This window comes from Micromonospora sp. CPCC 206171 (assembly GCF_036906755.1).
GTDB lineage: Bacteria > Actinomycetota > Actinomycetes > Mycobacteriales > Micromonosporaceae > Micromonospora > Micromonospora purpureochromogenes.
Map to the genome: position 1 here is coordinate 1 of NZ_JBAKHT010000037.1, position 26,628 is coordinate 26,628.

Consider the following 26,628-nt stretch of genomic DNA (forward strand, 5'->3'; position numbering starts at 1 on the left):
GGGTTGGGGCACGGTCGAGCAGATCACCGACCCCGAGTACTCGACCAAGGCGTTCCTCAAGGGTCTCAAGCAGGTCGACGGGTGGCAGGACATGCCGCTGACCAAGGCCGCCCAGACCGTGCAGGTCTCGGCCTACCCGGACCACTACGCCCAGTGGGAGCAGCAGGCCGCCGACCTCGTCGCCAAGCACTGGAACAACTGACACCGTGAACGACACGCTGGCCGGCACCCCGAACAGGGGTGCCGGCCAGCGGCGTACCCGCACCCGATCCTTACGATCAACGAAAAGAACGCCGATGGGTCCACGCCTGTTCGCGCGGACCCATCGGCTACGACTCGGTCGTCCGTACGGCGGCTCAGACGGCGCGGCGGCCCTCGAAGGCGCGGCCGAGAGTGATCTCGTCGGCGTACTCCAGGTCGCCGCCGACCGGCAGGCCGCTGGCCAGCCGGGTGACCGAGATGCCCATCGGCTTCACCATCAGCGCCAGGTACGTCGCCGTCGCCTCGCCCTCGGTGTTCGGGTCGGTGGCCAGGATCAGCTCCCGGACCGTCCCGCCGCTGAGCCGGGTCATCAGCTCGCGGATGCGCAGGTTGTCCGGCCCGATGCCCTCCAGCGGGTTGATCGCCCCGCCGAGCACGTGGTAGCGGCCCCGGAACTCACCGGTCCGCTCGATCGCCACCACGTCCTTGGGCTCCTCGACCACGCAGAGCACCTCGTCGGTGCGGCGCGGGTCGCGGCAGATCCGGCACTGGTCGGACTCGGCCACGTTGTAGCAGGTGGTGCAGAACCGGACCAGCTCCTTGACCTTGCGCAACGCGCCGGCCAACCGGTTGACGTCGGCAGGATCCGCCGACAGGACGTGGAACGCGATCCGCTGGGCACTCTTCGGGCCCACGCCCGGCAGCCGCCCCAGCTCGTCGATCAGGTCCTGGATGGCACCTTCGTACATCAGCCGGCTCAGAACCCGGGCAGGCCGAGGCCGCCCATGCCGCCGGCGACCGGACCCATCTTCTTCTCGGTCAGCTCCTTGGCCGCCTCGGCGGCGTTGTGCAGGGCCGCGACGACCAGGTCCTCCAGGGTCTCCACGTCCTCCGGGTCGACCGCCTTCGGATCGATCTTGATGCTCTTGATCTCACCGGCGCCGGAGACGGTCGCGGTGACCAGGCCACCGCCGGCGGTGCCGGTCAGCTCGGCCTCGGCCAGCTCGGCCTGCGCCTTGGCGATCTGCTGCTGCATCTTCTGCGCCTGCTTCAGCATCTGCTGCATGTTCGGCTGTCCACCTGGGCGCACGGAGGGCTCCTTCTCGCACTCGTCTGCTCGGCCGCGCCCAGCCTAGTCGGGCGGCGGCACACGTCCTCGGTGGCCGGCGCGCGCTCAGCGCGCGTCGACCTCGTCGATCTTCTCGGCGCCGAACGCCTCCCGGAGCAGCTGCACCGCCTGCTCCTCGCTGGACTGCCGGGCGGTCCGCTCGTCGATCACCTCGTCCAGCGGCTCGTCACCGGGGTCGAACCCCTCGTACGCCGGGGTCGCCGCCGGCTGCGGGGGGCCACCGCCGCGCAGCGGCCCGTCGAAGTCCGGGTCGTACGGCGGCTCGCCGGCCCAGTCGGCGTCCGCGGTCTTCCGCGCCGCCTGGGCGGGGCGTGCCGCCTTGCCCGTGCCGGCCGCCGCCGCAGCCGCCCGCGCCGCCGCGATCGCGCTGCTCACCGGCGCGCCGCCGGTCGCCGCCGCCGGCGACGGTGCCAACTGCGGTCCGGCCGGTCTCGGTACGGCAGTCGCGGTGGCCGTCCCCCCACCCGGGCGGGCCGGCTCCGGCCAGTCGCCGCCCGGGGTGGCGGTCGCGGCACCACCCGGACGGGCCGGCTCGGGCCAGCCCTCGTCGCCGCCGCTCGCACCACCGGGCCGGGCCGGCTCGGGCCAGTCCTCGTCGTCTCCGGCACCGTCACCCGGGCCGCTCGGGCCGGTCCCGCCCTGGGCCGCCGGGCCGGCCTGGGCGCGGGCCGTCGGGCCACCGGTACCACCGGACTGCCCCGCACCACCGGTCCGTCCTGCGCCGAGCCGCCCTGTGCTGCCGGGCCGTCCGCCGTCGCTGCCCGCCGAGCCACCGGCACCGCCGATAGGATCGGAGGCACCGTGGGTCGAACCGGCTGCGCCCATGGCGGTCCCAGCTCCCCCGGCCCCCGGGCCGCCGACCGAGCCACGGCCGGTGGACTGGCCGGCCGGACCGCCGGCGGCTCCACCGCCGGAGGCACCCGCTGGGCCACCCGAGTCCGCGCCCTCGGAAGCATCGGACGCACCACGCGGGGCCACGCCGTTCGGGCCAGCCACGCCGCCCGAACCCACACCGCCGGGAGGACCCGACGCACCGCGCGGACCCGCGCCGTTCGGACCTGCCGGACCGCCCAGGTCTCCACCGTTGGTCGCGTCGGACCGGCCTACGCCGTTCGCCGGGCCAGACGGGCCTACACCGCTCGCTGAGCCGGATGGGCCGCTCGGGCCCACGCCGGTCGGGCCGGCAGTGGCCGGGCCGGCGGGCGTGGGGGTCGGCGGGGAAGCCGGTCGGGTCGGGGCCGCCGCCCGGCTCGGGCCACCGAGCGTGGCCGCGCCGCGCTCGCCGGCCACCTCGCAGCGGATCTGCCAGCGACCGCCGAACTCCTCGTAGAGCGCGTCGGACAGCACGGAGATGTGGTTGCCCATCATCTGGGCGAGGACCGGCGACTTGACGGTCAGCACCACGGTGTCGCCGTCCACGTCGCGGACCACGGCGTCGCGCATCAGCGCCGCCGCGGGCTTCTTGATCCGGTTGACCTTGGCGACGATGTCCGGCCAGGCACGGCGTACCGCGACCGCGTCCAACGCACCCGGGGAACTGCTGCCCGGGCGGGGCGGCGCGGGGGTGGCCGGGTCGGGCAGCACCGCCTCCGGCGGCACCCGACGGGGCGCGGCCGGCGGGGTCACCGGCTCCGCCGCCGGAGCGGCCGTTGACACGGAGGCGTCCCGCGACTCCACGACCGGGGCGGGCGCGCTCGGGGCGTTGGGAGCGGGCTCGGGGCGTACCTGGGAAGCGGGGGCGACCGGCGCGGGGCCGGCGGCGGCCGACGGCAGGCCGGCGCCACCCAGGGTGAGCCGGCGCTCCATCCGTTCCAGGCGCTGGAGCAGGCCGCCGGTGGTGTCGTCGGCGCCGGGCAGCATCATCCGGGCGCAGATCAGCTCCAGCAGCAGCCGGGGCGCGGTGGTGCCGCGCATGTCGACCAGGCCGTTGTGCACGATGTCGGCGCAGCGGGACAGGGTGCCCGGGCCGAGCCGCTGGGCCTGGGCGGCCATCCGCTCGATGTGGTCGGCCGGACCGTCGATCAGACCCTTGGCCGCCGCGTCCGGCACCTGCTGGAGCACGATCAGGTCGCGCAGGCGTTCCAGCAGGTCGGAGGCGAACCGACGCGGGTCGTGCCCGGCCTCCGCCACCCGGTCGACGGTGGCGTACGCGGCGGCGCCGTCCCCGGCGGCCAGTGCGTCGCACATCTCGTCGATCAGCGCGGAGTCGGTGACACCGAGCAGCGCGGCGGCCCGGGCGTAGGTGACCCCCTCCGGGCCGGCGCCCGCGATGAGCTGGTCGAGCACGGAGAGGCTGTCCCGGGCGCTGCCGCCGCCGGCGCGCACCACCAGCGGGAAGACCGCCGGCTCGACGGTGACGCCCTCCGCCTCGCAGAGCTGTTCGAGGTACGGCCGGAGCGTCTTCGGCGGGATCAGCCGGAACGGGTAGTGGTGGGTCCGCGACTTGATCGTGCCGAGGACCTTCTCCGGCTCGGTGGTGGCGAAGATGAACTTGACGTACTCCGGCGGCTCCTCGACCAGCTTGAGCAGGGCGTTGAAGCCGGCCGACGAGACCATGTGCGCCTCGTCGATGACGTAGATCTTGAAGCGGCTGCTGGCCGGTGCGAAGAACGCCTTCTCGCGCAGCTCGCGGGCGTCGTCGACGCCACCGTGGCTGGCCGCATCGATCTCGATCACGTCGATCGAGCCGGTGCCGTCGATGGCCAGCGAGCGGCAGGACGCGCAGGTGCCGCAGGGCTCCGGGGTGGGGCCCTGCTCACAGTTGAGCGAGCGGGCCAGGATGCGGGCGCTGGAGGTCTTGCCGCAGCCCCGGGGGCCGGAGAAGAGATAGGCGTGGTTGAGCCGCCCGCTGCGCAGCGCCTGCGACAACGGCTCGGTGACGTGCTCCTGCCCGATGACCTCGGCGAAGGTGCGCGGCCGGTACTTGCGGTAAAGGGCCAGTGCCACCCGTACCGCCTCCTCTCGACCGAGCCATTCTGCGCCGGTCAGGCGCGGGTGACCACCCACCACCCCGTGACCTGACCCGCAGGTACGGTACCGGCGCCCGGAGACAAAAAGGCCTCCCGTGCACCCGGCAGAGCTCGCTTATCCTTGCTGCCTTCCGGCCCTGGGGAGGTTCACGAGGTACCGCCGCACGGGAGGTGACACCAGCCTACCCGACTCCCGGTCGATCATCAGGGGGTGGTGGGGTGGCCGGCCCGCCGGGGACCTGTATCCTGGCTCGCGGAGGATTCGCCTAGAGGCCTAGGGCGCACGCTTGGAAAGCGTGTTGGGTTAACACCCTCACGAGTTCGAATCTCGTATCCTCCGCTCTTCTGAGCAGCACAAACGCGAGGGCCGGCCCCATCGGGGACCGGCCCTTCGTCGTCTCTGCGTCGCTCTCGTCTCAGTTGTCGTCTCAGTCGCTCTCGTCTCAGTTGTCGTCTCACTTGTCCTGTTCCGGCCGGTCTGCCACCGGCCCGTCGCCGCTCTCCCCCGGCCGGCGCGGCGGGTCGCCCCAGAGCAGTCCGCCGAGCTGCTGCGCGATGTCCCGGCGTACCTGGTCGGTCATGCCGCCACCGACTAGCAGCGGGCGACAGCGCCAGTCCGCATCCCCTCGACGGGGGTCGTGGCCGGCGGATCTGGAACCCCGTGGGCTGTTCCCTCGCGGCCCAGCCGCGTAGCCCGTGGGACGGGGCCGGCACGCTCGCCGGCCCCACCGGATGTCGTGCAGGGTCAGGGTGCGGTCATGCGCAGGAGGTGTTGGCGGGTTTGCTCGACGTCGCCGAGGGCGCGGTGACCGCCGCCGTTGCGCAGCCATCAGTGGGAGTGGGGGTGCCGGTAAGGATCGTGTCACCAGCCGCAAAACGAGCACGACCAGTCCTGATCGCTGCTGCTCAGGGGGAGGTTTGTTCGTCGTCGCGTTCGGCGAGGTGGCGGTAGAGGGTGGCGTGGCTGACGCCGAAGGCCGCTGCGACTTGCTCGACCGGTTGGCCGGCGGCGAGAGCGGCCCGGGCCGTGGCGAACTGGTTCGGGTCGAGCTCGCGGGGCCGGCCGGGCTGCTTGCGCTGGGCCTCAGTGAGATCTTCGAGTGCGCCGGCAGCAGGGGGCATCGCGAATGTCTGCACGAAGTCGATGGCTGCCCGCAGGGTGTCTTTCAGCGGGGCGATGTCGCGGGCGACCTGGGCGAGGAGCATGCCGCCCTGAAAGGCGGAGAGCAGGAGATAGGCCAGTCGGGTGGGATCCGCCTCAGCGCTGATGCGGCCGAGCCTCCGCATCCGTTCGAGTCCATCTCGGAAGATGTCTCTCCACTGCTCGAACGCGTTCGCGAGTTCCGTGCGAACGTCAAGGTCCGTCTTGATGATCTCGCTGGCGAGCGAGCCGAGGCTGCAGCCTTCCTGGTAGGAGCGCTCGTAGGCGATGTAGAAGCCCGCCCATTCCCGAAGGGAGTCGAGGCTTTCAAAGTGGGTGAACCGCTCACTGCGATGGAACGTGAGGACCCGCTCGGCCTGCCACTCGATGACCGCGAGGACAAGGCTCTCCTTGGTCGGGAAGTAGTGGTTGAGCTGTGACCCGCTGATGCCTGCCGCGCGACGGAGCTGCTCGTTGTTCGTCGCGTGGACGCCCTTGGTGTAGATGAGCTCCGCGGCGTGCTCGAGGATGCGGGCTCGGGTCGCCTGCCCCTTGTCCGTGAGCTTCTGCCGCCCCCGAGCTTCCGTTGTGGCTTCCATGACACACACGATAACCCGGATTGGGCTTGACAGCCCACATTCGCGTCGCGTTGACTGCCATTAGTGGGCCAGCAAGCCCAAAAAGCGGCGCACAGAGCCGACGAGCACGAGATATACGGAGGCACCCATGAAGGCAATCGTCGCGATGGATCAGGCCGCAGAAGCAGCCGGGATCACACTCGCGGAGCGGCCTGAGCCGACGCCGGCGATCAACGACGTCGTCGTTGAAGTCCATGCGTCGGGCTTCGTCCCCGCGGAGTGGGAGTGGCCTTCGACATGGGTCGATCGATCCGGTCACGATCGCGCCCAGGCGATCATCGGCCATGAGTTCGCCGGAGTGGTCTCCTCCCTCGGCTACGGCACGACGGGACTCTCGCTGGGGCAGCGGGTGTTCGGGATCACGGACTGGCACCGCGATGGAACGCTGGCTGAGTACGCGGCCGTGGAGGCACGCAACCTTGCGCCGCTGCCGGGAAACGTCGACTTCACGGTGGGTGCGAGCCTGCCGATCTCCGGCCTGACCGCGTGGCAGGGCCTGTTCCAGCACGGTCGTCTTCAGGCGGGGCAGAGCGTCCTCGCACACGGCGCCGCCGGCGCCGTCGGGTCAGTGGTGACGCAGCTCGCCCGGGAGTTCGGCGCCTACGTCATCGGTACCGGTCGGGCGGCGGACCGCCAGGCGGCGCTCGACTTCGGCGCGAACGAGTTCCTCGACCTCGACCACGAGGATCTCGACGACATCGGCGGGGTCGACCTGGTCTTCGATGTCATCGGCGGTGATATCCAAAGGCGCTCGGCGAGCATCATCCGGCCTGGCGGGACGCTGGTGTCGGTGGTCGGACCTGTTGAGGCTCGCCCTGTCGACGGCTTAGCGGTCGACTTCGTCGTCGAGTCCGTTCCGAGTCAGCTGGTGGAGATCGTCGACCGGGTGCGAGACGGGCGCCTTCGCACGCACATCGGAACAGTCGCGACTCTCGACGACGCCATCGCCGCGCTCAACCCGACCGAGCGGCGCAAGGGCAAGACCGTCATTCGCGTGCGCCCCTGAGCGTCCTGGAATAGGCCAACAGCGCCGTCATGCTGACGCCCTACTGACGAGATCGGCACCCGACCCGACGCCGACGACGTCAGTGGGGCCGCTCAGTGCGCACCAGAGCGACCTGGCCGCGCTTCCCGGGGCCGGCGGCGATCGCCTCGGCGTGCGTGGCGGCGAGCGCCTCGCGCAACCCCGGCCTAGAGTTCCAGCTGCCGCTGAGCGCCGAGGAACATCCGGGTGCACGTCGTGCCGTCCACTGTCGGTGCCTACGCGGGCCTCAACGGCCCTTTCGTAATCGCCAACAGCCACGACCACCGGATCGCCGGCTACCTCGACAACCAACTTCACGGACAAGTGGTCAGCGACCCGGAGGACATCGCGGCGATACTGGCCGCGTGGGAGAACGTGCGCGGCGAGGCGCTGTCCCACTGGCAGTCAGTCGATCTCCTCACGGAAGTGGCGGAGACATGGACCTGATCAACGCGCGGTGGCGCAAGAGCAGCCGCAGCAGCGGCAACGGCGGTGCCTGCGTCGAGGTCGCCGACAACCTGCCCGGCATCGTCGGCGTACGCGACTCGAAGGACCCGACCGTCCCGGCGCTCGTCTTCGCGCCGGCGGCCTGGCGCGCATTCGTCGCCCAGGTCACCGAGCGAGCCTGAGCCGATCCTCGCCGGGAGCGCGGGACCGGGACTCCGGCCGGCACGGGGCGGATGGCCGACGATCCGGCGGGTACCGTCCGGTGATCTGCGGCGGCACCGAATCCGTCGTACACATGTTCCATCCACAGCCTGTGGATGGCGGAGGGCTCGGATGAGTTACCAGCTCAGCGCGGTGGTCGCGTACGTCGAGCTGCTCCGCGAGCAGACCGCCGAGCTGGACCACGCCGTCCTCGCCGCGCTCCGGCAGGACTTCGCGCTGCTGCCGGTGACCCCCCAGCTCGTGCAGGAGTTGACCGGCGCGCTGCCCGATTTCGCCACCGACGAGCCGAGCGCGGAGCAGCCGTTCCAGTTGCTCCTCTCGCCGGCGTTGGCGGAGCTGCTGGCCCGCTGGTCGCGGCAGGGGCCGGTGGCGTATCTGGAGGCGGAGTTCGCCGGGGGCCTCGGCTACCAGTCGGCGGTGGTGTGGCTGGGCGGCGCGCTGAGCTGGGGCCCGCGGGTCGACCGGCTCCTCGACGGGCCGCGCGCCGAGTGGCCGATCAACGCGGCGCTGGCCCGGTTGGGCGCCGAACCCGGCCCGTGGATCGACCCCTTCGCCGAGCTGGGCCTGCACCTGGAGCGGCACACCGACGGCTGGCTGGCTCACGGACGGCGGGGCCTGTCCGCGGACTACTGGGACGAGCTGGCGGAGGAGTGGGAATACCGGCAATCCGGCCAGGAGCAGCAACCTGAGCGGCCCGGTTCCGTTGGGGACTGGGGGATTCCATGAAATTGCGACAATTCGTATTCATTGCCACACTGCTGACGGCTGCCTCGATCTCGGGGAGCGGTGTTCGTCCACAGGGGCCGGACGTGCCGGCCCGACCGGTCGGCGACACCGAGGTGGTCCGGCTGAGCGGCCTGGCCGAGATCGAGTTCGGCGACACCGAGCAGGAGCTGACCCGCCGGGGCGTGCTGCGCGCCGAGGCCGACGCCTGCGGTCCGACGCTGGCCGGGCACGGGGCGGCCAGCCCGATCTTCGTGGACGACCGGCTGGTGCTGCTCTGGCTGGACGACCCGATGAGCACACCCGAGGGGATCACCGTCGGCACACCCGTCGAAGAGGTGCTGGCCAGCTATCCGGAGGCGACCCGGCTCGACGCTCCACAGCGGACGCACCGGTTCGACGGGCTGCTCGCCCGCGACGGCGACCGGGCGTACCTCTTCCTGCACGACGGCACCTCGGTCCGGGAGATCATCGCCGGGTACGCCGACTGGGCGCGCCGGCTCTTCGACGAGGGCTACGGCCCCTGCTGAACCGGCGAACGGCCGGCCCGGAGGCTGATTGTCGAAGATCAGCTCTCGTGGAATCATCTCCTCGCCCGCGCTGTAGCGCGCGGCGTCTCATGGGGGAGTTGATGTGAGGACAACCCTCTCCGCCTGCCCGGGGAACCGGAGCAGCAGGGGATTTCCACGGCTCGCGCTGGCCGCCGCAGCCGTGCTGACCGTCCCGGCGTTCCTGGTCGGACCGTCCGCCGCCGGCCCCGGCGCGACCACGCCGGCCGCGGCCGTCACCGGCTCGTCCACGACGACACCCACCGGAGCCGTCTCCTCGACATCGGCGGCGGCCGGCGCGGCCGGTGCCGACACCCGGGCGACCGCAGGCGGTGACACCTCCCCGCCGCCGGTCCAGTCCGCGATCGCAGGACTGACGACTGAGCAGACGCGCACCCGGTCGGCCACCGTCAGCCCGGCGCAGCGGCCTCCCCGCTCCTTCTGTGGCGGTGCACTGACCTTCGGCACTGTCAACAACTGCGGACTGATCATCGGCCAGGCCGAGGACACCTGGACGTTCACCACGACCGCCGACTCGGATGTCCTGTACGTCCAGGTGGTCGAGATGTCCGGGGTCAGCCTCTCCATCCGGGTGAAGCACCAGGAGGGCTGGACGGCCTGCGAGATCAGCGCCTACCACGAATACCTTGAGCAGTGTCGGCTCGGTCCTGCCGGCGCCTACACGCTCACGGTCAGGACCACGAGCGGCAGCGGGAATGGTGGTTACACCCTCTCGATCGAGTCGAGGCGGACGCCGTCGACCTGCGAGCAACTGCCGGCGGACGCCTTCTCGTGGGCGTCGGCAGGGGTCGGCGGCACCCTCCCGGCCGGGTTGGCCACTCGGTGCTTCACGTTCGACCAGCCCACCGGCAGCAAGCTGTTCATTGCCGAGCCGCACCTGCGTGATCTCACCTACCTGCACGCGGAAATAACGGACGCGCGCCACCAGGAGCTCTGCCAGACCCACTACGCCGACTTCGACTGCACGCTGAGCTCGGCCGGGCCGTACCGGTTCTTCATCGACCACATCGACGGCAAGGCGGCGACGTACAACATCAGGCTGCCGCGCATCTCTCAGCCGGTCGGTTGCTCGGCGCTGTCCCCGACCGACGGCCTCGGCGCGGCCGTCGGCCAGGGCCGGCTGGAGCCGAACCGGCGGGCCTGCCACTCGTTCACCAGCGCCACCGCCGGCCAGGCCGAAATCCTCGTCGACCAGCAGGTCTACCGGTGGAAGTTGTACGACAACGCTGGCGGCTACATCTGCGACCAGTCCTCCGTGGAGTACTGCGTCCTGCCCGCGGCCGGGTCGTACCCGCTGCTGGTGTGGAGCGGCAACGACTACAAAGCGCGCGACTACCAGGTAACGGTGACCACCCCGACCGCCTGAGGTCCGGTGGGTCGACCCGCCGAGCAGGCCGTACACCCGGAAACGCCCGGTCGGTCCATCCGGACCGACCGGGCGTTTTCGCAGCTCATGAGCGGTGGCGGCAGGACCTGCCGGTGGTCGCCGCCTGGGCGGTCACCGTCGCGGCGCGACCCCGGCCGCGGGTTGCCGCGTCGTCGCGGTGGTGAACAGGGACACCTGCACGGTGACCGACCGGCTGGACGCCAGGTGGCCGGCATCGCCGGGGAAGGTGGCGGTGTAGGTGTTGGCCCCACCGAAGCGCGGCGTGTCGGTGAAGGAGAACGTCCCGTTCGCGGTGGTGGTGACGCTCGGCAGGACGTGGGTGCCGAAGCGGTCCCGCTTCGCCATCTGGAGCGTCCACGGCGACGACACGGCGGCACCGGTGAACGCCAGCTTGCCGGTGACCGTGATCTTCGTCCGGTACGTGCTGGTCGGCGCCGACAGGGTGAGCGAGGACTCGGCCTTCGTGAAGTCGGTCAGCAGCCGCAGGGTCGGGTTGGTCCCGGTGTGGTCGGTGGTGACGGCGTAGAGCGTGCGGTTGTCGGCACTGACGGCGAGGCCCTGCCGCTCGACGTGGGTGTCCGTCGGCAGCTTGTAGCTGCGCACCAGGGTCCCGTCGAGCCGCTCGACCCGGATCGTCGAGGACGTCTGCTCCGACCTGTTGGTGTTGGCGACGATGACGAAGGAACCGTTCGGGGACGTCGTCACGGCCGTCGGCCAGGTGCCGGACGGGTACCCGCCCGCCGCCGACAGGTCCGTGGTCGAGAACCCCACGTGCTGGGTGGCGGCCGCCGTCTGGTCGCCGTTCAGAAATGAACAGCCCAGGATCACCCTGCTCGCGTCGGGCGTCAGCGCGGCGTCGTGCAGGCCGGTGCAGGTGTCCGACGGCATGGACGCGACCAGCGCAGGAGTACCGGACGAGACGTCGTACACGGTCGCTCGGCCCGAGGAGGGGGTGGTGACGGAGGACCGGTCCGCCACGAAGAGCAGATCCGGGTCGGCCGTACTGCTCCGCAGCAACGGGGGCCGGACGAACGTGCCGTTGAGCGGCAGGCCGAGGGCCATGACCGGCGCCTGTCCGCGCAGGTCGAGCGAGCCCAGCAGGCCCTTGCCGTACGTGCAGCCGTACCCGAAGTAGAGCTTCCCGCCGGCGGGCGCCAGCCAGGTGGGACAGGTGCCGGCGCCGATGCTGTAGCGGCGGGTCTCGGTCAGCGTCCTGGTGTCGATCGCGGCGATGGCGCCCGCCCCGATGAGCGCCACGTGCAGCGTCGCCCCGTCCGGGCTCAGCGCCATGCCGGAAGCATCCGGCAGGTTCGGGATCGTCGTCTGCGAACCGCCCGCCAGGTCCGTCACCCGCACGCCCGACCCCGTCCGCCCGGGGCTGAAGAAAAGATGCCCGCGCGTCGAGTCGACGACCATCTGCGCGTACGTCCCGATGCCGAGCCCGACCGTGCTGTCGGCGTGCGCCACGCCGGAGTTCAGCGGCGATGCGACGCCGAGCGTCGCGCCGAGCGTCACGACCATGAGGCGTGCCAGCTGCTTGACCCGCACGTCCCACCCCCCTTTGCCACCAAGATCCACCGGTACGTGCGGAGCAAGCTTAGGGGTAGGCCCCGCTCGGCGAGGCCCGCCCGGGCACCGTCGGGACGCTACCGAGCCGAAGGTAGGAGGATCGGCCTGCCGGATCAGCTGATCTCCTGGGCCCGATCACGAAACGCCCGGCAGCTCGCGAGGAGCTGCCGGGCGTTGCCGTGCCGAAAGGGAGCGTCAGGAGAGCGGGCCGCCGCTCTGCGGTCCGGCGACCCGGATGCCGTACCGCTGGGGCCAGACCCGGTCGGTACGCAGGCTCGCGCCGCTCCACGAGACGAACTGCGGTACGAGCCCGCCGGTGGAGCCGTGGAACGGCACCATCGAACCGGACGGATAACCGGGGGTGTCGCCGGTCACCTCCTCCCCGACCGACGTGACGACGGCGTCCAGCGGACCGGTGCCGTTGAGGTTCAACACCGCGACCGACGCGCCGAACTTGTCACCACGCTCGACCGTGCCCGGGATGCTCGGGTGGTTCTGGTCGAAGGCCTGGGCACCGCTGCCGGTGATCCCCGAGGCGGAGCCCTTGAGCAGGGTGACCACCCCGCCCTCGTCGGTCGGGCCGACCTCCTCGCCGGGCGAGCCGACCAGCACGTCCGCCCTCCCGTCGCCGGTGACGTCGCCGGTTGCCAGCGACGCGCCGAAGCGGTCGTTGTCCTCCGGCTCGCCCGGCACCCCGGCGGTGCGCTGCGTCACGACCCGGACCGCACCGGAGGACAGTCCGGCGGTCCGCCCCGTGAACACGGCGACCAGGCCGCCGTAGATGTGCGGGGTCTGGGCGCTGGGCGCACCGGCGACGACCTCGCCCAGCCCGTCGCCGTTCACGTCGCCGATGGCGAGCGTCTCCCCCAGGTACCAGGCGATGGTGTCGGTCTGGCCGATCGAGCCGAGGATCCCCGCGCCGGTGACCGCGGTGGCGCCGGCGGACGACACGCCTGTCGGCGAACCCCACATCAGGGTCACCATGCCGGTGCCGTTCCAGGACGCCCCGTCGTTCTCGAAGGGCGCGCCGATCACCAGATCGTTGTAGCGGTTGTTGTTGACCTTCCCGATCGCCAGCGAGAAACCGAACTTGTCGTTTCGCTCGGCGGCACCCGGCACGCCGGCCTGATCCTGCTGGAGGAACTGGGCACCGGTGGCGGTGAGACCGGTCGACCCGCCGTAGAGGACGGTGACCGAGCCGGCTTCCGTCTTGGTCCCGATCGCCTCCCCCCATGCGCCGACGGCGAGGTCCTCGCGGCCGTCCCCGTTGATGTCGCCGGCCGCCAGCGCCCCGCCGAACCAGTCCTGGCTCTCCGCCGCGCCCGGCACGCCCGCCGAACTCTGGTTGAAGTGCTTCGCCGAGCCGAAGACCAGGCCGCTGCTGCTGCCCGGGACGACCCACACCCCGCCGGCGTGGGACTTGTTGCCAGCGTCGACCTCGTCGGAGTCGCCGATCGCCAGGTCGTCGTACCGGTCTCCGTTGAAGTCGCCCGCCGCCAGCGCCATGCCGAAGCAGCTGCAGCCACCGTCGGAGGACAGCACCCCGAGGTAGTAATCCACCTGCGGGGCGGACGAGTAGCGCACCACGACGACGCCGGTCGGGTGGTAGGGCAGGTTGGGGTTGAAAGGATCACCGGTGACGGCCACGTCGTCGACGCCGTCGCCGTCGAAGTCGGAACGGGTGCCTCCGGTGCCCCGCACCGGCGTGGTCGCCTTCGCCACCCGCTGATGCTGGAGGACGACGCCGTCCCGGGTGAGGGTCTGGACGTCGTCCGCCGCCTGCGCGGGGGCACCGACCGCCAGTCCGGCCAGCACCGCCACCAGCGACACGCTCATGGTTCTTCGGCCCACAAAAACCCCCGATCGTCATGGATTGCCCCGACACGCTAGAGGCAGCGACGAACGGCGATAACTGGGCGAACGGGCAGGTCCGCCGTCGACCGGGCGGCAGCGTCCGCCGAACGGTCGATGCGTCCGTACGACCCGGCCCGGCCGCGGAGTCGGCGCGCCGTGGGTGGGTCGGAGCAGGCGTGCCCGGTCCGACCCACCCACGGGAAGCGGAACGCCCGGCCGATCCTCGCGGACCGACCGGGCGTCTCCGTCGATGGCGCAGCCGGTCAGTACCTACCGCCGCCGCCCTGCGGCCCGGCGATTCGGACGCCGTAATGCATGGGCCAGATCCGGTCGGTACGCAGGCTCGCGCCGCTCCACGAGACGAACTGCGGTACGAGTCCACCGGTGGAACCGTGGAACGGCACCATCGAACCGGACGCGTAGCCGGGCGTGTCGCCGGCCACCTCCTCCCCGGTCGACGCCACGACGGCGTCCAGCGGGCCGGTGCCGTTGAGGTTCAACACCGCGACCGACGCGCCGAACTTGTCACCGCGCTCGACCGTGCCCGGGATGTTCGGGTGGTTCTGGTCGAAGGCCTGAGCGCCGCTGCCGGTGATCCCCGAGGCGGAACCCTTGAGCAGGGTCACCACCCCACCCTCGTCCGTCGGGCCCACCTCCTCGGTCAGCGAGCCGACCAGCACGTCCGCCCGGCCGTCGCCGGTCACGTCGCCCGTCGCCAGCGAGGCGCCGAAGCGGTCGTAGCCCTCGGGCTCCCCCGGCACGCCGGCGGTGCGCTGCGTGACGATCCGGACTGCACCGCCGGACAAACCGGCGGTCCGCCCCGTGAAGACCGCGATCAGGCCGCCGTAGATGTCCGGCGACTGGGCGCTGGGCGCGCCGGCGACGACCTCGCCCAACCCGTCGCCGTTCACGTCGCCGATCGCGAGCGTCTCGCCCAGATTCCAGGCGATGGTGTCGGGCTGGCCGGTCGCGGGGCGCACCGCCGCTCCGGTGACCGAGGTGGCGCCGGTGGACGCCACGCCACTCGGCGAACCCCACATCAGGGTGACCATGCCGCTGCCGTCCCAGGAGGTGCCCCTGTTCTCCAGCGGCGCGCCGATCACCAGGTCGTTGTAACGGTTGTTGTTGACCTTCCCGATCGCCAGCGAGAAGCCGAAGTAGTCGTCGCGCTCGGCCGCGCCCGGCACCCCGGCCTGGTCCTGCTGGAGGTACTGGGCGCCGGTGGCCGTCAGGCCGGTCGCGCCACCGAAGAGGACGGTGACCGCGCCGGCGCCCGTCTTGGCCCCGATCCCCTCCCCGTACGCGCCGATGGCGAGGTCCTCGCGGCCGTCCCCGTTGATGTCGCCGGCCGCCAGCGTCGCACCGAACCAGTCCAGGTTCTCCGACGCGCCCGGGACACCCGGCGAACTCTGGTTGAAGTGCTGCGCCGCATCGACCACCAGGCCGGCACTGCTACCCGGGATGACCCAGACCCCGCCGGCGTGGGACTTGTTTCCCGGGTCGAACTCGTCCATGTTGCCGATGGCCAGGTCGTCGTACCGGTCGCCGTTGAAGTCCCCGGCGGCGAGCGCCAGCCCGAAGGCGTTGCTACCACCTTCGGGCGTCGCGCCACCGATGAGGTAGTCGACCTGCGGCGCGGACGAGTAGCGCACGACGACCAGACCGGTCGCGCCCGAGGGCAGATTTTCGTTGAGAGGATCAGCGGTGGCGGCGATGTCGTCGACGCCGTCGCCGTCGAAGTCGGAACGGGTTCCTCCGGTCCCCCGCACCGGTGTGGTCGCCTTCGCCACCCGGTGATGCTGCAGGACAACGCCTTCCCGCGTGATGACTCGCACGTCGTCCGACGCCTGCGCGGGGGCGCCCACCGCCAGACCGGCCAGCACGGCCACCAGCGATGCACTCGTAATTCTTCGACCCACCAAAACCCCCGATCGTGGTGAACTGCCCCGACACCGTAAAGGGACGGACGTTCGGCGATAACTGGGCGAACGGGCAGGTCGACCACCGGCTGGCTGGCACCGTACGCCGATCGGTCGATGGGCGGCGACCGCGACGCGAACGCTCCAGAGTGGAGAAGCCACCAAATTCCGGTCGGCTGTGACGGATCGTCGGTTTCCGGCGCTGGATCATGGGACGGGCGCGGAAGCCCGCTCCGGCCGTGACTCCCGCCGGCCGATTCCTGCAACAGACAAGGATCTGATGCATCACACTCCTCATCCGACCCGCCGTACCCGGCTCGCCGGGGCGTCCGGCCTCGCCGCGCTGCTCTCGCTGGCGGCCGCGACGCTCCCCGCCGCGCCGGCCGCCGCCGCGCCGCCCCGGGCGGACCTGGCGGTCACCGCCACCGCCATCGCCCCCCGCGACCAGGTCGTCGACGTGGGCGGCGGAGCCACCGTCGAGGTCCAGGTCCGCAACGCCGGCACCCGGTCCGCGTCGAACGTCACCCTGACCTACGGCCTGCCGGACGGCGCCTACTTCACTGACGGCAACGGCCCACCGGAGGGCTGGACCTGCGACTTCGGCCCGGCCGCCACCTGCACGTACGGGGCGCTGGCCGCGGGGGCGAGCGCACCGCCGCTGCGGTTCGACTTCTATCTCCCGCCCGCGCCGGCGGGCACCGTCTCGGCCGTCACCGCGACTGCGAAGACCACCAGCCCCGAACTCTCCACCAGCAACAACATGGGCAGCGCCCCGATCACGTACGTGCGAGGGGTGACCGACCTGGAGGTCCTCGCGACCCAGGCCGACCCCGCCCAACCGATCGTGGGCGACACCGTCAACGTCTCCGTGCAGGTGCGCAACGCCGGGAACATGACGGCGGAGCTGGTCCACGTCACGGTGCCGCTGCCGGCCGGCCTCACCCGGGTCAGCGAGGACTACAACAGCCCCTGGTACTGCGAGTTCGGCACCAGCCTCGTCGCCGGCCAGCCCGGCTGGGACTGCCTGTACTACCAGATGGTGGACGGGTGGACGCCCGAGCCGCTGCACCTGTCGGCCACCGTCACCGCCGCCGTCCCGGGCGACGTGGTGACCTTCACCGCCAAGGCGACCACCACCTCCCCGGAGGACAACCTCGCCAACAACACCGGTCAGACCTCCGTCACGGTGGCCGAGCCGGGGACGGTACGCGGCACGGTCTGGCTGGACACCGACCGGGACGGGGTACGCGACGCCGACGAGACCGGCGTGACCGGTGCCCAGCTGTCGGTCTGGGTACAGGACGACCAGACCGGCCAGACGTACGTGCGGGCCACCGTGGCCGCGGACGGCACCTGGACGGCGCTGTTCCGTTCCGGCGGGGTGGTCGCCAGCTTCACCGTTCAGGCGCCGTACTGCTTCGCGGACTCGGTCGACGGGGATCTGGCGATGTACCACAACTACTCGTACGGCGGCGGCAGCGCCTCCAGCAACCCGGCGACCCTGGCACCGGCCGGCGAGGCGATCATAGACGCCGCCGTGGTCCGCTGCTGACCTGAGACCACAAGCGGAACGCCCGGCCGATCCTCGCGGATCGACCGGGCGTTCTCGCTGTTCACGAGCGGTGGCGGCGGGATTTGAACCCGCGGAGGGGTTGCCCCCTCACACGCTTTCGAGGCGTGCTCCTTAGGCCACTCGGACACGCCACCGCCGACGAGGGTACAGGACCGCCGGTCTGGATGCCGAACCGGTATGCCCGCCTCCGGCCTGGCAGGATCTTTGCCATGAGTACGCACATCGGCGCGAAGCCGGGAGAGATCGCCGAGCGGGTCCTGATGCCGGGCGACCCGCTGCGGGCCAAGTGGATCGCGGAGACCTACCTCGAGGACGCCACGTGCTACTCGACGGTCCGGGGCATGCTGGGCTTCACCGGCCGCTGGAACGGCGTGCCGGTCTCCGTCCAGGGCTCCGGCATGGGCATGCCGTCCGCCTCCATCTACGCCCACGAGCTGGTCAACGAGTACGGCGTGAAGACCCTGATCCGGGTCGGCTCCTGCGGTGCCCTGACTGAGGACCTCCAGCTGCGCGACGTGGTCGCCGCGATCGGGTCCTCCACCGACTCGAACATGAACCGGATGCGGTTCGACGGGCTGATCGACTACGCCCCGGTCGCCGACTTCGGGCTGCTGCGTACCTCGGTGGAGGTGGCCGAGCGGCGCGGCATCAGCATGCGGGTCGGGCCGATCCTGGCGGCGGACGCCTTCTACACCGACCGGCCGGACCTCTACGACACCCTGGCCGACTACGGCGTGCTGGCGGTGGAGATGGAGTCGGCGGCGCTCTACACGATCGCGGCCCGGTTCAAGGCGCGGGCGCTGACCATCCTGACCGTCAGCGACCACATCAAGACCGGCGAGAAGACCACCGCCGAGGAGCGCGAGCAGACCTTCAGCCAGATGGTCGAGATCGCCCTGGACACCGCCATCGCCTGATTTCCCCTCCTTTCTCGGCGCCCCGTCATCCGCCCCGGATGGCGGGGCGTCGCCGTGTCCGGAGTGAGCACGGTCACGTGGTGAAACAATACGACCGGTCGTGCTTTTTGATTAGCCTCTCCCCATGACAGTCGACGGACGCGTCGCCCGCGGCGACCGGACCCGGGGCGCCGCGCTGGACGCCGCGGTGGTGCTGGCCACCGAGGTCGGACTGCACGGGCTCTCGCTCGCGCAGCTCGCCGACACGCTCCGGGTGAGCAAGTCCGGCCTGTTCGCGCACTGGCGCTCCAAGGAGGCGCTCCAACTCGCCACCGTCGACCGGGCGGTGGAGCAGTGGCAGGAGCGGATCATCGACCCGGCGCTGCGCGCCCCCCGGGGCGTCCGGCGGCTCTGGGCCCTGCACCAGGCCCGGATCGACTTCTACGCCGCCCGGGTGCTCCCCGGCGGCTGCTTCTTCGCCAGCACCGACTTCGAGTACAACGCGCGACCCGGCCCGGTCCGGGACCGGCTCGCCGAGGTGTTCGGCCGCTGGACCGCGTTCCTCGAACACCTCGTCGGGGAGGCGGTCGCCGCCGGCGAACTCCCCACCGACACCGACGTCCCGCAGTTGGCGTACGAGATCGACGCGCTCGGGATCACCGCCGCTCTGCGGTCCCGGCTGCTGGACCCCGACACCGCCTACCGGCACGCCCGCCAGGGCCTGCTGCACCACCTGCGGGCGTTGTGCCCCGATCCGACCCTGCTACCGGAAGGCCTCTCATGAGCCACGCCGTCGCCACCCCCTCCGCCGTCGAGTACGGCCACGTCGAGCACGTCAGCGTGTACTTCGACGACCTCGACGCCCTCGGCATCCTGCACAACTCCCGGTACGCGGTGCTGCTGGAGCGGGCCCTGACCGCCTACTGGGCCGAGCGGGGCGTCTCCTACCAGGGCGGGCAGCGCAGCGCGCCGGACACCTTCCACGCGGTCCGCGAGTTCACCATCACCTACCGCGCCCCGATCGCGGCCACCGGGCCGGTGGCGGTGCACTTCTGGCTCGAACACTTCGGCACCAGCAGCGCCGAGTACGCCTACCAGTTCCGCTCGCTCGACGGCAGCGTCGTGCACGCCGAGGGCCGGCGGGCGATCGTCCGGCTCGACCCGGCGACCCTGCGACCCACCCCGTGGACCGAGACCGGCCGCGCGGTGGCCGCGAACCTGCTCCGCCCCGCCCCGACCCCGGCCTGACCGGGCGGCGGGCGGTCAGCGGAAGAAGGCGCGCAGCAGGGCGGCGCTCTCGGACTCCAGGACGCCGCCGTACACCTCCGGCCGGTGGTTGAGCCGGCGGTCGCGCAGCACGTCCCAGAGCGAGCCGGCCGCCCCGGTCTTGGGCTCCCAGGCGCCGAAGACCACGGTGGACACCCGGGCCAGGACCAGCGCGCCCGCGCACATCGTGCAGGGCTCCAGGGTGACCACCAGCGTGCAGCCGTCGAGCCGCCAGCGGCCCAGCCGCTCGGCGGCCCGACGCAGCGCCAGCACCTCCGCGTGCGCGGTCGGGTCACCGGTCAGCTCGCGCTCGTTGCGCCCGATCGACAGCTCGGTCCCGTCCGGGCCGTAGAGCACGGCGCCGACCGGGATGTCGTCGGCGGCGTCCGCGCCGTCGGCGCCCGGGGCGGCCGTGTCCGGGCCGGTGACGGCGACCTCCAGCGCGCGGCGCATCCACAGTTCGTGCCGCTGCCGGCGGCCCGCCCCGTCCGGGTCGGCCAGCCCCTCGTCCGCGCCGGGCCCGACCCGACCGACGGCGCCGGGGGTCGGCTGCCCCCGACGTACGGTCTCCAGCGCCGGGTCGGTCGAGTCGACCGGCTCGGCGGCGCCGGCCTGCGGCGAACCGCCGCCCGACAGGGCGGCTCCGTCGCCGGACGGCGGGTCAGACCTCACGCAGTTCCTCGACCTCGTCGGCGCACCCGAGCACCTGGCACACCTCGGCCGTGACATCGGCCGGGAGCATCCCCTCGTGGGCGCAGAGCCGGAGCAGCTTCTGGGCGGAGATGCCCAGGTCGGCGAGGATGTCCGCGTCGCCCACCGGGTCCGCCTCGGGGTCGACCGCCGGCTGCTCGCTCTCCTCGGTCCCGGTGGACGGCCGGGGCTCCTCGCTCTCCTCCAGCCCGGTGACCGAGGTCTTCAGGTCACCGACGAGCAGCGCGCCCAGCCGGGACTCCTCGGCGTACGCGGAGTCGGAGCCGAAGATCCGCAGGTCCTCCCCCTCGTCCAGGCGCAGGATCACCAGGTAGGCGTCGTCCGCCTCGACGAAGAGCAGCGACAGGTCGGCGTCGGGCTCGACGTCGCGCAGCCGGTCGGCGACGTCGTCGATGTCGGAGGCGCCCCGTAGGTTCACCTCGGCGGCGCTCCACTCGCCCTCGTCGCGCACAGCGGCGGCAGCGAAGTACGACACGGTCCCCCCAAAGGCCTCGGCACAGCACGCCGACTCGTTACGCGATGCACGTTAACCGGTCGGGTCGGCAGGCGACCGGTCAACGCCCCGAAGGGCCGGTCAATCCTGAGAAAGTCGCCTCAGCCGGCGACGCGACGCCGGGTGGCGATCAGTTGTCGCAGCCGCTCGGTGCGCTCCCGCTGCGGCTTGTCCCGCTGTCGTACCGCGCGGGCCCCCGCCAGCTCGGCGAGAATCTGCAGGCGGCGACGGCTCCGCTCGGGGTCGAGCCGCGGGGTGGTCCAGGCCATACCGGAAAGCGTCCCCAGTCACAGCGAGTACGTCAAGATGGCGTTCGAAACGAAGCCGGGTGATGACACAGCGTCACCACATCGGCCAGTCCGCGCTGGTCGCCCAGCGCACGACCACGATCGCGAACGCGATGCTCCAACCACCCGCTGTGACGATCGCCACCCCGGTGCCCACGCCCCGGTCGCCGTACCGGACGAGGCCGAGGGCGGCCAGCCAGGCCACCACGCCGGCGATCACGGTCCACCACGCGTACCCGGAGACGCCGCGGCCGAGGAGGCCGAAGAGCACCAGCCAGGCGGCGGCGAGCGCGCCGCCGGCGGCCACCCCGCTGCCGGTCACCGGGTGCGGCTCGCGCCACGTCGGCCGGCGCGGCGGCCCCGACGGAAACAGACCCGAGGGGGTACGCGCCATGAACTGCCCGGCGGCCGGCCCGGCCGGGTACGTGGGCTGACCATCCATCGCCGTCACCGCTCCCGTCCACGCACCCCCGGCGCTCCGGGGGACCCTCCCACCGTAGCCGTCTGCCAGGATGTCCGGATGTCGTCGCGATCGACCGGCCGCCGTGCGCGTCCGGCGTACCCGGTCCTGCTGTTGCTGGCACCGGCGTTGCTCGCCGGCTGTGCGCCCGGCGACCGGCCGGCCGCCGCGCCGAGCACGGTCTGGGACGCTCCCTCCGCGACGGCCACCGCGGACCAGCCGGCGCCGGCCACGGCCGCACCCTCGGCGACCCCGGCCGCCCCGTCGGCGTCGCCGAGCCGCCCGCCGCTGCGTCGGGTCTTCCCGGTACGCGCCGGCAAGGTCGCCTACCACCCGACGCACTCGGCGTATCCGGGCACGGACATCTTCGCCGACTGCGGTGAGCCGGTGGTGGCGGTGACCGACGGGACGATCCTGGAGGTGAGCCGGGTGGACCGGTTCGACCGGCGGGGGCCGTTGGGGCCGTACAACGGCGGGCTCTCGGTGTCGTTGCTCGGTGACGACGGGGTGCGGTACTACGGCTCGCACCTGAGCGCGATCAGCGCCGGTGTGGACGCCGGCGTGCGGGTCCGCGCGGGGCAGCAGCTCGGCAAGGTGGGCCGGACGGGCAACGCCAACAACGTCTGCCACCTGCACTTCGGCCTGTCGCCGAAGTGCACCGGCCACGACGACTGGTGGATCCGCCGGGGCGTGGTGTGGCCGGCGAAGTACCTGGATTCGTGGCGCCGCGACGGCAACCGGTCGCCGGTCGCCGCGGTGACGTCCTGGCAGCGCGAACACGGCTGCCCGAAGGCCCCGCGCACGACCACGGACGCCGGCTGACCGGAGGCACGGGAGCCCGCGCAACACGGTCGTCACCCGACTGACACATTGACGAAAGTCTTGTCAATCGTTAACGTCCGCCTCAGAGAGCGCTCTCACAGATAACAAACCTCTCGATTCCGACGAACCGCGACCTCGGGCCCCCGATCCGGCGCCGCGCTGGAGGAACCATGAACCCTCCCGTCCCACCCCGCCGCACCCCCTGGGTGCTCGCCACCACCACCGCCCTGGCCGTCGTCGTCGCCGGTCTCGCCCTCACCGCCACCGCTCCCGCCGAGGCCGCCACCGTCGGCGCCGGCAGCTACACCACCGACCGGGTCGGCCCCCTGCCCACCGGCTGCGGGGACCTGTCCACCAACCCCCGGCAGTTCGTCACCGCCAACGCGCCCGCCGGCCCGGTCCCCACCAACGACTGGTGGTCGTCGTTGCTGTGGAAGCGGACCAACTGCGCGTACAGCGAGCCGCTGCACGCGCACCCCGCCTCCTACCAGCCGTTCGGCGACGGCCTCGGCTTCTCCGCCACCTCCACCCCCACCGTCACCGGCACGGCGACCGGGGTGGGCGAGTACAAGTACGCGTACGCCGAGGACATCCGGGTCGGCGTGACCGGGCTCGGCGCGCCGGTCGTCAAGGTCGACGACTGGACGGACTGGACGGTCAGCCCGTACTGGAGCGACGGAACGCGTACGCTGCGGGCCACCATCGGCCACGGCCTCCCGTTCGCCTACTTCCGGACCAGCGGCGGCGACGCGCTGATCAACCCCACCGGCGGCAGCCCGACGGTGTGGTCCCAGAACGGGGCCACCATCGGTTTCACCGTCCGCGGCCACGACTACGTCGCGTACGCCCCGACCGGCGCCACCTGGACCGTCGCCGGCGGACGGATCACCTCCACCCTGGCCGGCAAGGGCTACTTCTCCGTCGCCCTGCTGCCCACCACGCCGAGCACCGACGCCATCGCCCGCGCCGACCTCGCCACCACCTACGGCCGGTACGCCCACGCACACGTCACCGGCACCCGGGTCTCCTACTCCTACGACCAGGCCAGCAGCCGGGTCACCACCACGTACGCCGTCACCACCACACCCCGGGAGGGCACCGCCACCCAGACCGTGGTGAGCCTCTACCCGCACCAGTGGAAGGCGCTGGCCGGCGCCACCCCGATCGGCCAGAGCTATCCGTCCGCCCGGGGCCGGATGAAGGTGCTCACCGGCGTCAGCCAGTTCCGCACCGCGATGACCTACCAGGGGGTGCTGCCGGAGCTGCCCGCCGTCGCCACCGGAGCCGGCGCCGACCTGGCCCAGCTCAGGGACCAGCTCGCCGCGGTGCGGGGCAACCCGATGGACCAGCGTGGCACCGACACGTACTGGACCGGCAAGGGCCTCGGGCGGGCCGCCCGGATCGCCGAGATCGCCGACCTGGTCGGTGACACCGAGACGCGTACCGCCGCGCTGAACGCCATCCGGTCCACGCTGAACGACTGGTTCACCGCCACCCCCGGCAAGACAGCCCGGGTCTTCTACTACGACCGGAACTGGGGCACCCTGATCGGCTACCCCGCGTCGTACGGCTCCGACCAGGAGCTCAACGACCACCACTTCCACTACGGGTACTTCATCGCGGCCGCCGCCACGCTGGCCAAGTTCGACCCGACCTGGGCCACCACCGCTCAGTACGGCGGCATGGTGGACCTGCTCATCCGGGACGCCAACAACTACAGCCGCGAGGACAGCCGCTTCCCCTACCTGCGGGACTTCGACATCTACGCCGGGCACGACTGGGCCTCCGGGCACGGCTCGTTCGCCGCCGGCAACAACCAGGAGTCGTCGTCGGAGGGGATGAACTTCGCCAACGCCCTCATCCAGTGGGGACAGGCCACCGGCAACACCGCCGTCCGGGACGCCGGCATGTTCATGTACACCACCCAGGCGGCGGCGATCCAGCAGTACTGGTTCGACGTCGACGACGAGAACTTCCCGGCCGCGTTCGGGCATTCGACGGTCGGCATGGTCTGGGGCGACGGTGGCGCGTACTCCACCTGGTTCAGCGCCGACCCGGAGATGATCCAGGGCATCAACATGCTGCCGGTCACCGGCGGCCACCTCTACCTGGGTTACCGCCCGGCCTACCCCCGGACCAACTACGCCGAACTGGTCCGCAACAACGGCGGCGAACCCACGGTCTGGCAGGACATCCTCTGGCAGTTCCTGGCCCTCGGCGACCCCGACGCGGCACTGACCAGGCTGCGGGCCAACCCCGGCTACACGCCGGAGGAGGGCGAGAGCCGCGCCCACACGTTCCACTGGATCCGCAACCTGGCGGCACTGGGCCAGGTGGACACCGGCGTCACCGCGAACCACCCGCTGGCCGCCGTCTTCACCCGCAACGGCGCCCGCACGTACGTGGCCAGCAACATCACCGCCGCGCCGCTGACGGTGACCTGGTCCGACGGCACCCGGCTGACGGTCGCGGCCGGACGGACGGCGACCACCGGGGCGTACACGTGGAGCGGCGGCAACGCCAACGGCGGCGCGAATCCGAGCCCGACGCCGACCAGCCCGACGCCGAGCCCGACACCCACCACCCCGAGCCCGACACCGACCACGCCCCCGCCCAGCGGCTCACCGACGCGGTACCTGCTCCCCGGCGGTGGCCTGGGGGCGGCCGGCGGCACGGCGACCACCACGGTGGCCGGCGCCGGCGGCACCAACCACGACGGCACGCCGACCAACCCGGTGGTCTTCACCGCTACCGGGCTGACCATGGCGTACTCGGGTGGGCAGACCCGGTTCGACCTCTTCCTCGACGCCGGCTCGGCCGTCGGCAACGGGGTGCAGGCGCGGGTCTCCTACGACCTGACCGGTGACGGGACCGTCGACCGGATGGAGACGTACCGCTACTTCGCCACCGACCCGGTCGCCGGCTACGAGCACTACACCCAGAACGCCGGGCTGCTCTCCGCCACCGGCGCCCTCGGCAACCTGTCCAACGGCACGGTGAAGGTGGAGGTCTGGTCCGCCATCGGCACGAACCCGACCACCCTCGGCATCGGCGACCGCTCCGTCGTCACGCTGCCGTACGCCTGATCCGGCGTACCTATCACCAGCCCGCGCCGCCGGTCGTACTCCCGACCGGCGGCGCGGGCGCGTAGTTTGCAGGTCATGACCGCCCGGGATCCCATCGCCGACCTGCGCCGGATCGCGTTCCTGCTGGAACGGGCCAACGAGGCCACCTACCGGGTCCGGGCGTTCCGATCGGCGGCGAAGGCCCTGGCCGAGCTGCCGGCGAAGGAGGTCGCCGAGCGCGCCCGCACCGGCAAGCTCACCGAGCTGACCGGGGTCGGCGACGTCACGGCCCGCTGCGTCGCCGAGTCGCTGGCCGGCGAGGAGCCGGTCTACCTGCGCCGGCTGGTCGCCACCGAGGGCACCGACCTGGACGCCGCGGCCACCGCGCTGCGGACCGCGCTGCGCGGCGACTGCCACACCCACTCCGACTGGTCCGACGGGGGGTCGCCGATCGAGGAGATGGCGCTCGCCGCGGTCGAGCTGGGTCACGAGTACGTGGTGCTGACCGACCACTCGCCGCGGCTCAAGGTGGCCCGGGGCCTCACCGCGGACCGCCTGCGCAAGCAGCTCGACCACGTCGCGGCGGTGAACGAGGCCCTGCCCGCGGGGTTCCGCATCCTCACCGGCATCGAGGTGGACATCCTCGCCGACGGCTCGCTCGACCAGACCGACGAGCTGCTGGCCCGGCTGGACGTGGTGGTCGGCTCGGTGCACAGCGGGCTGAACGACGAGCGGGCGAAGATGACCCGCCGGATGCTGGCCGCGATCGACAACCCGCACCTGGACATCCTCGGCCACTGCACCGGGCGGATGGTGTCGTCCCGCCCGGCCGGGGTGAAGGGTCCGGGTGACCGCGCGCACCGGCCGCGTACCCGGGGCGAGAGCGACTTCGACGCGGACGCGGTCTTCGCCGCGTGCGCCGAGCGCGGCGTGGCCGTCGAGATCAACTCCCGGCCGGAGCGGCAGGACCCGCCGAAGCGGCTGATCCGCCGGGCCCTGGAGGCCGGCTGCCGGTTCGCCATCAACACCGACGCGCACGCGCCGGGGCAGCTGGACTGGCAGCGGTTCGGCTGCGAGCGGGCGGCGCTCTGCGGCGTCCCCGCCGACCGGGTGGTCAACACCTGGCCGGCCGACCGCCTGCTCAAATGGGCCCGCACCCGCCGCTGACCGCCCCGGCCAGATGGAGGGGGCCGCGACGTCGCCGAAACGGCGGTGTCCGCGAGCCGGGACACCGCCGTTTCGCCGCGATGGAGTGGATCAGTG

General features: G+C 72.1%; 24 protein-coding genes, 2 tRNA genes, 1 other RNA gene and 2 pseudogenes. 15 read left to right on the plus strand and 14 right to left on the minus strand.

Features of this window, described 5'->3' with window-relative positions; translation table 11 throughout:
- Positions 1-202 (plus strand): annotated as a pseudogene (locus V6U89_RS27510) (hypothetical protein); the annotation flags it as partial.
- Between the two features lie 154 nt (positions 203-356).
- On the opposite strand, the gene recR reads toward V6U89_RS27510, so the two are convergent.
- From recR to ffs, 4 genes are all read right to left on the minus strand, one after another.
- Positions 357-950: a recombination mediator RecR gene (recR, locus tag V6U89_RS27515; protein WP_179802253.1), complete on the minus strand. Its 594-nt coding sequence runs from the start codon at positions 948-950 to the stop codon at positions 357-359.
- 8 nt (positions 951-958) lie between these two features.
- Positions 959-1,267, minus strand: coding sequence for a YbaB/EbfC family nucleoid-associated protein (locus V6U89_RS27520; RefSeq protein ID WP_218896632.1), 309 nt, complete (start codon positions 1,265-1,267; stop codon positions 959-961).
- A 108-nt stretch (positions 1,268-1,375) separates the two neighbouring features.
- Positions 1,376-4,276 (minus strand): DNA polymerase III subunit gamma and tau, encoded by a 2,901-nt coding sequence (locus V6U89_RS27525; protein WP_334575278.1) that lies wholly within the window; start codon positions 4,274-4,276, stop codon positions 1,376-1,378.
- A gap of 107 nt (positions 4,277-4,383) precedes the next feature.
- An RNA gene (gene ffs, locus V6U89_RS27530) (signal recognition particle sRNA small type) lies at positions 4,384-4,473 on the minus strand.
- A gap of 81 nt (positions 4,474-4,554) precedes the next feature.
- Here ffs and V6U89_RS27535 point away from each other — a divergent pair.
- Positions 4,555-4,639 (plus strand) — tRNA-Ser (locus tag V6U89_RS27535).
- 115 nt (positions 4,640-4,754) lie between these two features.
- On the opposite strand, the gene V6U89_RS27540 is transcribed toward V6U89_RS27535, so the two are convergent.
- Positions 4,755-4,880, minus strand: a complete 126-nt coding sequence (locus tag V6U89_RS27540) for a hypothetical protein (protein WP_334575281.1) — start codon at positions 4,878-4,880, stop codon at positions 4,755-4,757.
- A 325-nt stretch (positions 4,881-5,205) separates the two neighbouring features.
- Positions 5,206-6,039 (minus strand): TetR family transcriptional regulator, encoded by an 834-nt coding sequence (locus V6U89_RS27545; protein WP_334575286.1) that lies wholly within the window; start codon positions 6,037-6,039, stop codon positions 5,206-5,208.
- Positions 6,040-6,166: 127 nt separating this feature from the next.
- On the opposite strand from V6U89_RS27545, the gene V6U89_RS27550 reads away from it, so the two are divergent.
- The 6 genes and pseudogenes from V6U89_RS27550 (at position 6,167) to V6U89_RS27575 (ending at position 10,429) form a co-directional block, all read left to right on the plus strand.
- Positions 6,167-7,084 (plus strand): NADP-dependent oxidoreductase, encoded by a 918-nt coding sequence (locus V6U89_RS27550; RefSeq protein ID WP_334575290.1) that lies wholly within the window; start codon positions 6,167-6,169, stop codon positions 7,082-7,084.
- A 222-nt stretch (positions 7,085-7,306) separates the two neighbouring features.
- A pseudogene (locus V6U89_RS27555) lies at positions 7,307-7,549 on the plus strand (Scr1 family TA system antitoxin-like transcriptional regulator); the annotation flags it as partial.
- Positions 7,540-7,731 (plus strand): DUF397 domain-containing protein, encoded by a 192-nt coding sequence (locus V6U89_RS27560; protein ID WP_334575294.1) that lies wholly within the window; start codon positions 7,540-7,542, stop codon positions 7,729-7,731. The pseudogene V6U89_RS27555 and the gene V6U89_RS27560, both read left to right, overlap by 10 nt.
- Positions 7,732-7,882: 151 nt before the next feature.
- Positions 7,883-8,497: a hypothetical protein gene (locus tag V6U89_RS27565; RefSeq protein ID WP_334575299.1), complete on the plus strand. Its 615-nt coding sequence runs from the start codon at positions 7,883-7,885 to the stop codon at positions 8,495-8,497.
- A 32-nt stretch (positions 8,498-8,529) separates the two neighbouring features.
- Positions 8,530-9,024 (plus strand): hypothetical protein, encoded by a 495-nt coding sequence (locus V6U89_RS27570; protein WP_442933996.1) that lies wholly within the window; start codon positions 8,530-8,532, stop codon positions 9,022-9,024.
- A 103-nt stretch (positions 9,025-9,127) separates the two neighbouring features.
- Positions 9,128-10,429, plus strand: a complete 1,302-nt coding sequence (locus V6U89_RS27575; protein ID WP_334575308.1) for a hypothetical protein — start codon at positions 9,128-9,130, stop codon at positions 10,427-10,429.
- 132 nt (positions 10,430-10,561) lie between these two features.
- Here V6U89_RS27575 and V6U89_RS27580 read toward each other — a convergent pair whose 3' ends face one another.
- The 3 genes from V6U89_RS27580 to V6U89_RS27590 all read right to left on the minus strand — a co-directional run bounded on the left by V6U89_RS27580 (position 10,562) and on the right by V6U89_RS27590 (position 15,663).
- A complete protein-coding gene (locus tag V6U89_RS27580; protein WP_334575312.1) occupies positions 10,562-11,998 on the minus strand; it encodes a hypothetical protein in 1,437 nt (478 codons plus the stop codon).
- A gap of 216 nt (positions 11,999-12,214) precedes the next feature.
- Positions 12,215-13,855: a hypothetical protein gene (locus V6U89_RS27585; RefSeq protein ID WP_334575316.1), complete on the minus strand. Its 1,641-nt coding sequence runs from the start codon at positions 13,853-13,855 to the stop codon at positions 12,215-12,217.
- 281 nt (positions 13,856-14,136) lie between these two features.
- Positions 14,137-15,663 (minus strand): hypothetical protein, encoded by a 1,527-nt coding sequence (locus V6U89_RS27590; protein ID WP_334575320.1) that lies wholly within the window; start codon positions 15,661-15,663, stop codon positions 14,137-14,139.
- A 409-nt stretch (positions 15,664-16,072) separates the two neighbouring features.
- Between V6U89_RS27590 and V6U89_RS27595 the strand changes: the two genes are divergently transcribed.
- The gene (locus tag V6U89_RS27595; RefSeq protein ID WP_334575324.1) at positions 16,073-17,344 is read left to right on the plus strand and encodes a hypothetical protein; all 1,272 of its coding nucleotides are present in this window, start codon (positions 16,073-16,075) and stop codon (positions 17,342-17,344) included.
- Positions 17,345-17,412: 68 nt separating this feature from the next.
- On the opposite strand, the gene V6U89_RS27600 is transcribed toward V6U89_RS27595, so the two are convergent.
- Positions 17,413-17,499 (minus strand) — tRNA-Ser (locus tag V6U89_RS27600).
- A 75-nt stretch (positions 17,500-17,574) separates the two neighbouring features.
- Between V6U89_RS27600 and deoD the strand changes: the two genes are divergently transcribed.
- The 3 genes from deoD to V6U89_RS27615 all read left to right on the plus strand — a co-directional run bounded on the left by deoD (position 17,575) and on the right by V6U89_RS27615 (position 19,509).
- The gene (deoD, locus tag V6U89_RS27605) at positions 17,575-18,282 is read left to right on the plus strand and encodes a purine-nucleoside phosphorylase (protein ID WP_088959848.1); all 708 of its coding nucleotides are present in this window, start codon (positions 17,575-17,577) and stop codon (positions 18,280-18,282) included.
- Between the two features lie 124 nt (positions 18,283-18,406).
- Positions 18,407-19,045, plus strand: a complete 639-nt coding sequence (locus tag V6U89_RS27610; RefSeq protein WP_334575328.1) for a TetR/AcrR family transcriptional regulator — start codon at positions 18,407-18,409, stop codon at positions 19,043-19,045.
- On the plus strand, positions 19,042-19,509 hold the full coding sequence (locus tag V6U89_RS27615) for an acyl-CoA thioesterase (protein ID WP_334575333.1): 468 nt from the start codon (positions 19,042-19,044) through the stop codon (positions 19,507-19,509). Before V6U89_RS27610 ends, V6U89_RS27615 begins: the two co-directional genes overlap by 4 nt.
- Positions 19,510-19,524: 15 nt before the next feature.
- On the opposite strand, the gene V6U89_RS27620 is transcribed toward V6U89_RS27615, so the two are convergent.
- The 4 genes from V6U89_RS27620 to V6U89_RS27635 all read right to left on the minus strand — a co-directional run bounded on the left by V6U89_RS27620 (position 19,525) and on the right by V6U89_RS27635 (position 21,460).
- On the minus strand, positions 19,525-19,980 hold the full coding sequence (locus V6U89_RS27620; protein WP_334575419.1) for a nucleoside deaminase: 456 nt from the start codon (positions 19,978-19,980) through the stop codon (positions 19,525-19,527).
- A gap of 208 nt (positions 19,981-20,188) precedes the next feature.
- Entirely contained in the window at positions 20,189-20,713 is a 525-nt protein-coding gene (locus tag V6U89_RS27625; protein WP_334575338.1) for a tRNA adenosine deaminase-associated protein, read from the minus strand.
- A 119-nt stretch (positions 20,714-20,832) separates the two neighbouring features.
- Positions 20,833-21,000, minus strand: coding sequence for a hypothetical protein (locus V6U89_RS27630; protein ID WP_170285394.1), 168 nt, complete (start codon positions 20,998-21,000; stop codon positions 20,833-20,835).
- A gap of 73 nt (positions 21,001-21,073) precedes the next feature.
- Positions 21,074-21,460 (minus strand): hypothetical protein, encoded by a 387-nt coding sequence (locus V6U89_RS27635; protein WP_334575342.1) that lies wholly within the window; start codon positions 21,458-21,460, stop codon positions 21,074-21,076.
- A gap of 78 nt (positions 21,461-21,538) precedes the next feature.
- Between V6U89_RS27635 and V6U89_RS27640 the strand changes: the two genes are divergently transcribed.
- The 3 genes from V6U89_RS27640 to V6U89_RS27650 all read left to right on the plus strand — a co-directional run bounded on the left by V6U89_RS27640 (position 21,539) and on the right by V6U89_RS27650 (position 26,532).
- Positions 21,539-22,300: a M23 family metallopeptidase gene (locus tag V6U89_RS27640; RefSeq protein WP_334575347.1), complete on the plus strand. Its 762-nt coding sequence runs from the start codon at positions 21,539-21,541 to the stop codon at positions 22,298-22,300.
- Between the two features lie 170 nt (positions 22,301-22,470).
- Positions 22,471-25,386 (plus strand): glycosyl hydrolase, encoded by a 2,916-nt coding sequence (locus V6U89_RS27645; protein ID WP_334575351.1) that lies wholly within the window; start codon positions 22,471-22,473, stop codon positions 25,384-25,386.
- A gap of 75 nt (positions 25,387-25,461) precedes the next feature.
- A complete protein-coding gene (locus V6U89_RS27650; protein WP_334575356.1) occupies positions 25,462-26,532 on the plus strand; it encodes a PHP domain-containing protein in 1,071 nt (356 codons plus the stop codon).
- Positions 26,533-26,628 lie beyond the last annotated feature (96 nt).